Source organism: Eubacterium uniforme (assembly GCF_900167115.1).
In the GTDB taxonomy this organism is placed as follows: domain Bacteria; phylum Bacillota; class Clostridia; order Lachnospirales; family Lachnospiraceae; genus Eubacterium_S; species Eubacterium_S uniforme.
The window spans coordinates 219,869-230,399 of record NZ_FUXZ01000005.1; the positions used below are offsets into that span (position 1 = coordinate 219,869).

The following is a 10,531-nucleotide window of genomic DNA, read 5'->3' on the forward strand; positions in this document are numbered from 1 at the left end:
ATTTTAATTTATATTGTTTTATGTTATAATTGATTGTTGAAGTATGGGAGTTAGTGGGCTTATTTATAGAATAATGGAAAAGAGAAATATTATGAAACTAATAAAAAGATGTTTGGTCTTTATGGCGATTTGTGTATGCACAGTGTTAGCTTGCTCATGTAACAAGTCAAAAGATAAGGACTATATTGATCTTAATAATGGTGAAAGTGGAATAACCATTAAGGGTAAGAAAGTAATTTATCAGATTAAGGAAGAATTTAATAAGGATTATTACGATAAGGATGATATTGAAAAACAAGTTGAAGATGAAGTAGATGAGTTTGTAAAAGCAAAAGGTAAGGATAGCGCCGAGTTAGAAGAATTTGAAGTTGAAGATAACAGTTGCCATGTTGTGATTGAATTTGCTGGAATGGATAAGTTCTGTGAATACGTTAATGAGTGTGAAAAACCAATTGAGGATTTTCATATTTTTAAAGGGAAATATGGCAACATAGATAGAGAGATTTTTGGTGAAGGCGAAAATTTGATTGATGCTAAGATTGCTACTAAGACAGAGTTTGAGGACGACGTTCCAGTTAATAGCAAGATTACAGCAGTTGATTCAGACACTAAGGTGCTTGTTTTAAATAAGGCACTTAAGGTAAAAACAGAAGATGACATCAAGGCAGTTTCAATGGGTGTTGTTGTGAAGGATAACATCGCTGCTACAAATGGTGACATGTGTTACATAGTGTATAAATAATTGAAAAATATAAAATAAGTATAAGATTAAAGGAGTCAGATTATGGAAAAAACTATGGAAAAGATTGTTGCATTAGCGAAAAACAGAGGATTTGTATATGCTGGTTCAGAGATATATGGTGGCCTCTCAAATACTTGGGATTACGGCAATCTTGGAGTAGAACTTAAGAATAATGTAAAGAAAGCTTGGTGGAAGAAATTTATTCAGGAAAATCCATATAATGTTGGTGTTGATTGTGCCATCCTTATGAATCCACAGACATGGGTTGCATCAGGACATTTGGGCGGATTCTCAGATCCACTTATGGATTGTAAAGAATGTCATGAAAGATTTAGAGCAGATAAGGTTATTGAAGATTATGCTCTTGAAAATGGTATTACATTAGAAAGTTCTGTTGATGGTTGGTCAAATGAAGAAATGGAGAAATTCATTGAAGATAATAATATTCCTTGTCCAACATGTGGTAAGCATAGTTTTACATCAATTAGACAGTTTAATCTTATGTTTAAGACATTCCAGGGTGTAACTGAAGATGCAAAGAATACAGTATATTTAAGACCTGAAACAGCTCAGGGTATATTTGTTAACTTTAAGAATGTTCAGAGAACATCACGTAAAAAGGTTCCTTTCGGAATTGGACAGATTGGTAAATCATTTAGAAATGAAATTACACCTGGTAACTTTATTTTCAGAACTAGAGAGTTTGAACAGATGGAACTTGAATTCTTCTGTAAGCCAGGTACTCAGACAGAGTGGTTTAATTATTGGAGAAGCTTCTGTTATGAATGGCTTAAAGGTCTTGGTATTAAGGAAGAAAACTTACGTTTAAGAGACCATGATCCAGAAGAACTTTCATTCTATTCAGATCATACAACAGATATTGAATATGCGTTCCCATTCACAGATTGGGGCGAACTTTGGGGCATTGCTTCAAGAACAGATTATGACCTTACACAGCATCAGAATACATCTGGTGAACCTATGGATTACTTTGATGATGAAACAAATGAAAAGTATATTCCATATGTTGTTGAACCATCACTTGGTGCTGACAGAGTTACACTTGCTTTCCTTTGTGAGGCGTATGATGAAGAAAACATTGGAACAGAAGAAAAGCCTGATATGAGAACAGTTCTTCATTTTCATCCAGCAATTGCACCTGTTAAAGTTGGTGTGTTACCACTTTCAAAGAAACTTAATGAAGGTGCTGAGAAAGTATTTGCTGAACTTAGTAAGTATTATAATTGTGAGTTCGATGATAGAGGAAACATTGGTAAGCGTTATCGTCGTCAGGATGAAATCGGAACTCCATTCTGTGTAACTTATGACTTTGATTCTGAAGAAGATGGTGCAGTTACTGTTCGTGATAGAGATACTATGGAACAGGAAAGAGTAAAAATTGAAGATTTAAAGGCTTACTTTGAAAAGAAGTTTGAATTCTAGATTTGATGAATGATTGGGGTGATTCTGCTACACTTTTTACCGTTGGAAGAAGTATGATTCACGGTAAAGTGTTATATAGGGACATTTATGAACATAAAGGGTTTTACTATTGTGCAATGCATGCACTAGCTGCGGCTATAAATGAAAAATCATATATTGCAATCTTTGTTATGGAAGTAATTGCATTTGCTGTGTTCTTGTATTTTGTATATAAAACATGGAGATTATTCTTAGATGAGAAGTGCATTATGGCATTACCAATATTTGGAGCGCTTGTTATAAGTTCGCTTTCATTTTGTCAGGGTGATTCTGTTGAAGAGTTTTGTATGCCAATATTGATGTATTCAATCTATGAATTATTTAAATTTCTAAGAGTTAAGGAAGATAAATCTGTTAAGGGCAATATTGGGTTATGGATTATACAGGGTGTGCTTACGGGGATTATCTTCTGGATGAAGTATGCATTATGTGCTTTTTATATTGGATGGTGTATCTTTATAGCAATTTATTTCTTTAAGAAGAAAGATATTAAGAGTATTATTGAAATTGCTTTATTATGGTTAGTTGGAATGATTGTTGCATCTGTTCCTGCAATTATTTATTTTGCAAGTAATAATGCTTTATCAGATTTGTGGCATGTGTATGGATATAATTTAATATTTGCATATAAACCTAATGCCAAGGGGAATATGAATTTATTATTGTTTGTATTCTTATCACTGTTCATAAATATTTTATTTATAATAGCAGGTGTAATAACAGCTATGACAGATAAGCTGGATGCAAATGAAAAACTTGCTATAAGGTTAATGTTTTTAGGCAATGTTATTTATACATTGTTCTTTGCGTGGAAGGAAAAATATGTACTATTATGTTTCATGCCTATATTTGCGGTTTGGTTCATAGGATTGATGTATTTAATAATTAATATTTTTCCAGAGGATTTTAAGTTTGAAAAATTACTAATCCCAATTATGCTTGTATCCGTTGTGGTTTCGAGTATTGTATGCATTAATACAAATAAGATTGGTGATAAAAAAGAAGATTATGTTCAGTATGAATTTGCTGAAATAATTAATAAAGAAAAAATCCTTCATTGTTGGTTTATCGTGGACAGGAGTGTGGTTTTTATTTTGCAACAGGTTTGTTACCTACCACGAAATATATTACTTTTTATAATATTCATTTACCTGAAATTGATGATGAAATGGATAGATATATTAAGGATAAGGAAGTTGAGTTTGTAATTACAATAGAAAAAGAACCTGAAAATGTTAAAAGAAATTATGAACTCGTAGCAACTAAAGACTATAAGTTTTTATCTGAAACTCAGAAATATTATTTATGGAAAGCAAAATAAAGGAGGGAGAATATGGCAATAACAGTCGCGTTATTAGCATATAAAGAGGCTGATAATTTAAGGTGGTTAATACCAAAGATTAAAGAGCAAGTGGAAACTCTTGGTGAAGAATATAACTTTATGGTTATTGATTCAATGGAGCCACTTGATGATACTGAAGAAGTATGCGATAAATATGGAGTAGTTTATATAAATCAAGAAGAGCCATATTTTGGTGGAGCAATGAGAACTGCATTTAAGTATGTTAATAATGATAAATTATTAATGCTTGATGCTGATGGTTCACATGATCCAAAATATATTCCGCAGATGTATGAAGCGTTAATGTCGGGTGCTGATCTTGTAATTGGCTCAAGATATGTTCCGGGTGGTTCTACAGTGGATTCAAAATCATCGCAGGTTATGTCAAAGATTTTAGATACTACATTTAGAATGTTTTTAGGAATAGATGCGCATGATTTTTCTGCTGGATATAGAATGTATCATACTGAGGATGTTAAAAAGTTAAAATTACATTGCAATAATTTTGATACAATGGAAGAAATTGCAATGAAAATGAAACTTAATAAACCAGATCGAAAACTTGTTGTTAAAGAAGTTCCAATTCATTTCGTAAAAAGAGAATATGGGCAGTCTAAGAGATCTTTAATTAAGTTTATTTTAAGTTTCATTGATACATTATATAAATTGGTTGCATTAAGATTCGTTGCTGGAAAGAAATATGATCCTGATAAGGATGATGAAAAAGCGGATAATGTTGCTTTTGGAATGAAAATTTTTACCGCAATAGTAGCTGCTTCAATTTTCCTTAAGGTGGTTAAAAAGATATTGAAATAATATGAAAATTGATGACAGATTAAGGTTATTTTTGTATTAATTGTGTTTGGATACAATATTTGTTAGATGATAAATAGGAAAGAGGATGATGTATGAGCGAATTTAATGAAATTATGAGAAATGCTAAAGGTAGAGAAAAAAAGTATGCTGCATTTGACCCAAATAAGAATAAGAAGACTATTATAAAATTAGCAGTTGCAGTTGCTATAGCAGGTATATGTTTGTATTTGATAATTAATTGGAATAATTTGATGAATGATTATAAATTTAATGCTATGTCTGCTACAAATCACTATTTGAAGGTTGAAAAAGCATATGTTGAAGAGTTAGATAAAAAATCTAAAGGATTCTTGGATGCATTTGATAATAAAAAGAAAAACGATGCTTTAGATAGAATTTTAACTGCTCGTTTTGATGCTACTCCAAAGCTGGTTGATATTTTATTGGAAAAAGGCATTAAGACATATGGTGCAAAAAATGCAGAATTAACAGTTGAATATTCATCAACAGATACTGAATATTCATCTTTTGTATCAACAAAAATTAATGATTCTAGCTTGATTGATTTTATTACTTATAATGATAAGTCTTCTGGAACAAGTTATATGCGTATTCCACAGGTGAATGAAGCTTATGTTCAACTTGATGATAATGGTGATTCACAAGGAACTGGAGTACCTGGAGTTGGATCTATTGATAAAGCAACTCCTTTGATTGAGGGTTCTTTCTTTGAAAAGAAAATTGCTTCTTCAAGAGAAAAAATTGAAAAAATTGAAAAATTAAAAGACGTATATTTTGATTTCGTTAAAGAAAAAAAGTTGGTTAGTAAAGCGAGAGTTACAGAAGATGTAAATGGAACTACTAATAAGTTTAATTTATATACTATAGAACTTAATGGTGATATAGCTAGTGATTTAGTATTAGAGTTTCTTGAGACTGCTAAAAAAGATGATAAGATAAAGGCTGATGTTGTTGAGATAGCAACTAAGTTTGAAAACTTGGTTGGAAAGCCTATGGGGGCACCAACAGAAACCAATACTTTTGAAACTGAAGAGCCAAAAGAGGAAGATGAACAAAAGGACGATATTACTAAGCATATTGATTATATTAAAGAGATAAAGGATAGCATTAAAGAATATCCTAGAGTTGTTAGCGTAAAGTTATATACTGATAGTGATGATAACGTTATGGGACATAAAATTGAGTTAAATGCTGAAACAAAAACATCATTCTATTTTGAATCAATGAAAGCAGAACGTAATGGTAGAATAGGATTTACTCTGGTTCTAAAAAGTAAGGGTGTCGAACAGTTTAATATTAAAGGACACGGTTTATCAGATCTTACAAGTGTAAGTGCATCATCTACATTTACCGTTAATGATCAAAATAAAGCAAAGAAAATGGTAAAGGCTAGTATAGAAGGATGTGATTTATCACATATTTGGAATGGTCAATTTGATGGCAAAGTTACGATATCTGCTGATGATATATATAGTGGAGCTAGATTAGTTTCAGAAATAAAGGCTAATTTTGATGATATACATATTAGTTCTTCTGTATACATTGGAAGTGATAATGTTGGAGCCATAACATTTGATAATAAGAATAATGAATCACCTATTAATAATAAGCCAGATGGCAATAGTAAAGTTATTAAGTCAAGTGATAGTAAGGCTATGACTAAATATATTCAGGATTTTGATGTTAAGAGATTCATAAAGAAATTTAGTAAAGAGGCTGGTCTTACATTTACATATGAAGATTTAGAAGATTTCTTAAGAAAGAAAATGATGGGATTTTAAGTTATTTAAAAAGCAGTAATTTAGTTGAATAAACTAATTATTGCTTTTTTTATTTGATATAAAATTGTTAATAATTAAACTTTTTTACATTGAATATAAAATGGCCTTATGCTATAATAGTTCATAGTGTGAATTATGGGCAAAAATGCTAGCTTTGCCCTATTCCAAAATAAAATACTATAGTGTTTAGGAGGAAACTTAAATGGCAAACAAATGGGTTTATATGTTTAGCGAAGGCGACATGTCCATGCGTAACCTTCTCGGTGGTAAAGGTTGTAACCTTGCTGAGATGACAAAAATTGGTCTTCCAGTACCTCAGGGCTTTACTGTAACAACAGAAGCTTGTACACAGTACTATGAAGACGGACGTAAAATCAACGACGAAATCATGACTCAGGTTATGGACGGCGTTGCAAAAATGGAAGAAGTTAACGGTAAGAAATTCGGTTCTAAGGAGAATCCACTTCTCGTATCAGTTCGTTCAGGTGCAAGAGCATCTATGCCTGGTATGATGGATACAATCCTTAACCTTGGTCTTAATGACGAAGTTGTAGCTGCTATGATCGCAGGTAACGACGATCCAGCATTTGAAAGATTCGTATATGATTCATATAGACGTTTCATTCAGATGTTCTCAGACGTAGTTATGGAAGTTGGTAAGAAGTATTTTGAACAGCTTATCGACAAGATGAAAGAAGAAAAAGGTGTTCAGTTTGACGTTGAACTTACAGCTGCTGACCTTAAGGAATTAGCAGAACAGTTCAAGGCTGAATATAAGAATCAGTTAGGTGAAGATTTCCCTTCAGATCCTGTTACACAGCTTAAGCTTGCTATTGAAGCTGTATTTAGATCATGGGATAATCCTCGTGCTAACGTATATCGTAGAGATAATGATATTCCATATTCATGGGGTACAGCTGTAAACGTAATGCCTATGGTATTTGGTAACCTTAACAATGAATCAGGTACAGGTGTTGCATTTACAAGAGATCCTGCTACAGGTGAAAACAAACTTATGGGTGAGTTCCTTATTAACGCTCAGGGTGAAGACGTAGTTGCTGGTGTTCGTACACCAATGCCTATCTCACAGATGGAACAGGAATTCCCAGAAGCTTATAAGCAGTTCCTTGAGGTATGTGATACACTTGAAAATCACTACCATGACATGCAGGATATGGAATTTACAGTAGAAAACAAGAAGTTATATATGCTTCAGTGTAGAAATGGTAAGAGAACAGCTCCTGCTGCACTTAAGATTGCTTGTGACCTTGTTGATGAAGGACATAAGACTCCAGAAGAAGCAGTTGCTATGATCGATCCTAGAAACCTTGATACATTACTTCACCCACAGTTTGATGCTGCTGCTCTTAAGGCTGCAACACCACTTGGTAAGGGTCTTGGTGCTTCACCAGGTGCTGCTTGTGGTAAGGTAGTATTCACAGCTGATGATGCTGTTGAATGGGCTAACAAGGGTGAAAAGGTTGTTCTTGTTAGACTTGAAACATCACCTGAAGATATCACAGGTATGAAGGCTGCTCAGGGTATCCTTACAGTTCGTGGTGGTATGACATCACATGCTGCCGTTGTTGCTCGTGGTATGGGTACATGTTGTGTATCTGGTTGTGGTGACATCGCAATGGATGAAGAAAACAAGAAGTTTACACTTGCAGGTGAAACATTTGTTGAAGGTTCTGAAATCTCAATCGATGGTACAACTGGTAACATCTATAAGGGAATCATCCCAACAGTTGATGCTCAGATCGCTGGTGAATTCGGAAGAATCATGGCTTGGGCTGATGAATTCAGAACACTTAAGGTTCGTACAAATGCAGATACTCCAGCAGATGCTAAGAAAGCTAGAGAACTTGGCGCTGAAGGTATCGGTCTTTGCCGTACAGAGCATATGTTCTTTGAAGAAGATAGAATTGCAGCATTTAGAGAAATGATTTGTGCTGATACAGTAGAAGAAAGAGAAGCTGCTCTTGATAAGATTCTTCCATATCAGCAGGGCGATTTCAAGGCTCTTTATGAAGCTCTTGAAGGTAACCCAGTTACAATCAGATTCTTAGATCCACCTCTTCATGAATTCGTTCCTACAGAAGAGGAAGACATTAAGAAACTTGCAGATGCTCAGGGTAAGAGTGTTGAAGATATCAAGACAATCATCGCAAGTCTTCATGAATTCAACCCTATGATGGGTCATAGAGGATGCCGTCTTGCAGTTACATATCCTGAAATTGCTAAGATGCAGACAAAGGCTGTTATCCGTGCAGCAATTGAAGTTCAGAAAGAACATGCTGACTGGACAGTTAAGCCTGAAATCATGATTCCACTTGTATGTGAAGTTAAAGAACTTAAGTATGTAAAACAGGTTGTTGTTGAAACAGCTGATGCTGAAATCGCAGCAGCAGGTGTAAACCTTGAATATGAAGTTGGTACAATGATTGAAATCCCAAGAGCTGCTCTTACAGCTGATGAGATTGCTACAGAAGCTGACTTCTTCTGCTTCGGTACAAACGACCTTACACAGATGACATTCGGTTTCTCAAGAGATGATGCTGGTAAGTTCTTAGATGCTTACTATGATGCTAAGATCTTTGAAAACGATCCATTTGCTAAACTTGATCAGACTGGCGTTGGTAAACTTATGGAAACAGCTATCAAACTTGGTAAGCCTGTAAATCCAAAGCTTCACGTTGGTATCTGTGGTGAGCACGGTGGAGATCCATCTTCAGTAGAATTCTGCCATAAGATTGGTCTTGACTATGTATCATGTTCACCATTCAGAGTTCCTGTTGCTAGACTTGCAGCAGCACAGGCTGCTATAGCTGCAAAATAGGAACGCAAAATGAAGATCATATTTACCTGATGAGCATGATTCTAAGAGAAGATAGAGCGCGAGAAATCGCGCAAATACTAGGCTTAGACGTGATTTTTAAAGGTTTTGATCCGATTACAATTGATATTTATATTTGATTGAAATCCCAAATGGGACTGTATAGTGTTACTCTATTCAGTCCCATTTTTTTGTGTTTTTGGAAGAATTTTAAAATTCGACGAAAATTCTACTGACTTTGTGTACGGCACCCTATAGCTAAGAGTAATGCTCGAAAAACCGCATAAATACGTGGTTTTTCGAAGAAAGGAGAGGCAAATAATTAAGATGAGACTGCAAGGAAGTAGGAATGAAATTCGCTGGTTTTTGAAAGTACTAGAAATGGACCCAAACAGGTGGAGCAAATCATGTTGGAATATATTGTGGAAAGCTTAAGAATGTAACTAAGGTGTGGCTTCATTGATAAAATATGTATTGCTATTGTGCACACAAGTGTGTATAATGAAATTAGATATTTTAGTTAGGAGTTGATTAATATGGCAAAAACAGCTAATTTGTATGCGAGGATAGAACCAGAAGTTAAAGAACAGGCAGAAAGCATTTTGGAAACACTTGGAATTCCTGCGTCAAATGCTATTAATATGTTTTATAAACAAATTATTCTTCAGAGAGGATTACCATTCGATGTGAAAATACCTAAATCAAGACTACTTGACATAAGTGAGATGACAGAATCTCAAATGGATAAGGAACTTGAAAAGGGTTATGATGACATGAAAGCTGGCAGAATAAAGTCCGCTAAAACGACATTTGCTGATATCAGAAAGGATTATGATTTATGATTTTCGACATACAGATTTCTGAACAGGCAGACAAGGATTTGCGTGGAATATATGAGTATATAGCATTTGAACTTTTGTCACCAGAGAATGCATTGGGACAGCTCAATCGTCTAGAAACTGCTATTAACAAACTTGATCATATGCCAGAAAAACATCGTAATTATGAACGAGAACCGTGGCGTAGCAGAGGATTGAGGGTATTCCCAATTGATAATTATCTAGTATTCCATATTGCTGATACAAAGAATAAAGTAGTAACAGTTATCCGCGTTATGTATAGTGGAAGAGATGTTGATAAAATATTATCGGAAGATAAATAATGGATAGTTTAAAAAAGGGGCTGTAAAAAAACTCCCCTAACAGAAAAGTAGCTATGAGCTCGCGCTCATAGCTACTTTTTGGTATAATTAGGTTATGCAACTAACTAATTATAAAACCAATGATAATTATACATTAAAACAACTAAAATTACCATTAGTTATCGAAAAATTAATTGATATTTCTGATCCGGTTTATACTTTTTGTGATGTAATGGACCACATCGACCTAACACCATACTTTGTAGAAGGGAAAGGCTACAAAACAGGTCGTCCAAGATGTGATGCAGAAAAGTTACTAAAAGTAATTCTGTTTGCTTTCATGGAGAATGGTTATTGTTCGCTAAGAGAA

The 10,531-nt window shown here is 34.0% G+C and carries 10 protein-coding genes; all 10 read left to right on the forward strand.

Annotated elements, in window-relative coordinates:
- The first annotated feature begins 73 nt into the window (after window positions 1-73).
- Entirely contained in the window at window positions 74-742 is a 669-nt protein-coding gene (locus B5D16_RS05125; RefSeq protein ID WP_159444286.1) for a hypothetical protein, read from the forward strand.
- Window positions 743-784: 42 nt separating this feature from the next.
- Complete coding sequence (locus tag B5D16_RS05130) at window positions 785-2,185, forward strand: glycine--tRNA ligase (RefSeq protein ID WP_078765899.1); 1,401 nt, start codon at window positions 785-787, stop codon at window positions 2,183-2,185.
- 5 nt (window positions 2,186-2,190) lie between these two features.
- Window positions 2,191-3,432: a hypothetical protein gene (locus tag B5D16_RS05135; RefSeq protein WP_078765900.1), complete on the forward strand. Its 1,242-nt coding sequence runs from the start codon at window positions 2,191-2,193 to the stop codon at window positions 3,430-3,432.
- Window positions 3,393-3,545: a hypothetical protein gene (locus tag B5D16_RS12445; protein ID WP_159444287.1), complete on the forward strand. Its 153-nt coding sequence runs from the start codon at window positions 3,393-3,395 to the stop codon at window positions 3,543-3,545. The genes B5D16_RS05135 and B5D16_RS12445 overlap by 40 nt, the downstream gene beginning before the upstream one ends.
- A gap of 12 nt (window positions 3,546-3,557) precedes the next feature.
- Window positions 3,558-4,382 (forward strand): glycosyltransferase, encoded by an 825-nt coding sequence (locus B5D16_RS05140; RefSeq protein ID WP_078765901.1) that lies wholly within the window; start codon window positions 3,558-3,560, stop codon window positions 4,380-4,382.
- Window positions 4,383-4,474: 92 nt separating this feature from the next.
- Window positions 4,475-6,184, forward strand: a complete 1,710-nt coding sequence (locus tag B5D16_RS05145) for a hypothetical protein (RefSeq protein WP_078765902.1) — start codon at window positions 4,475-4,477, stop codon at window positions 6,182-6,184.
- A 202-nt stretch (window positions 6,185-6,386) separates the two neighbouring features.
- Window positions 6,387-9,023 carry a pyruvate, phosphate dikinase gene (ppdK, locus tag B5D16_RS05150; RefSeq protein ID WP_078765903.1) on the forward strand — a complete coding sequence of 879 codons (2,637 nt, stop codon included), beginning with the start codon at window positions 6,387-6,389 and terminating at the stop codon, window positions 9,021-9,023.
- 533 nt (window positions 9,024-9,556) lie between these two features.
- Window positions 9,557-9,862, forward strand: a complete 306-nt coding sequence (locus B5D16_RS05155; RefSeq protein ID WP_078765904.1) for a type II toxin-antitoxin system RelB/DinJ family antitoxin — start codon at window positions 9,557-9,559, stop codon at window positions 9,860-9,862.
- Window positions 9,859-10,182 (forward strand): type II toxin-antitoxin system RelE/ParE family toxin, encoded by a 324-nt coding sequence (locus B5D16_RS05160; protein ID WP_078765905.1) that lies wholly within the window; start codon window positions 9,859-9,861, stop codon window positions 10,180-10,182. Before B5D16_RS05155 ends, B5D16_RS05160 begins: the two co-directional genes overlap by 4 nt.
- A gap of 94 nt (window positions 10,183-10,276) precedes the next feature.
- The coding region (locus tag B5D16_RS05165) for a transposase (RefSeq protein WP_479723671.1) at window positions 10,277-10,531 on the forward strand (255 nt) is incomplete at its 3' end.

What these genes read in the sequence shown, in the direction of transcription:
- B5D16_RS05160 (WP_078765905.1), top strand. Translation starts at nt 9,859, where the DNA reads ATGATTTTCGACATACAGATTTCTGAACAGGCAGACAAGGATTTGCGT.
- B5D16_RS05135 (WP_078765900.1), top strand. Translation starts at nt 2,191, where the DNA reads ATGAATGATTGGGGTGATTCTGCTACACTTTTTACCGTTGGAAGAAGT.
- B5D16_RS12445 (WP_159444287.1), top strand. Translation starts at nt 3,393, where the DNA reads ATGGATAGATATATTAAGGATAAGGAAGTTGAGTTTGTAATTACAATA.
- B5D16_RS05125 (WP_159444286.1), top strand. Translation starts at nt 74, where the DNA reads ATGGAAAAGAGAAATATTATGAAACTAATAAAAAGATGTTTGGTCTTT.
- B5D16_RS05140 (WP_078765901.1), top strand. Translation starts at nt 3,558, where the DNA reads ATGGCAATAACAGTCGCGTTATTAGCATATAAAGAGGCTGATAATTTA.
- ppdK (WP_078765903.1), top strand. Translation starts at nt 6,387, where the DNA reads ATGGCAAACAAATGGGTTTATATGTTTAGCGAAGGCGACATGTCCATG.
- B5D16_RS05145 (WP_078765902.1), top strand. Translation starts at nt 4,475, where the DNA reads ATGAGCGAATTTAATGAAATTATGAGAAATGCTAAAGGTAGAGAAAAA.
- B5D16_RS05155 (WP_078765904.1), top strand. Translation starts at nt 9,557, where the DNA reads ATGGCAAAAACAGCTAATTTGTATGCGAGGATAGAACCAGAAGTTAAA.
- B5D16_RS05130 (WP_078765899.1), top strand. Translation starts at nt 785, where the DNA reads ATGGAAAAAACTATGGAAAAGATTGTTGCATTAGCGAAAAACAGAGGA.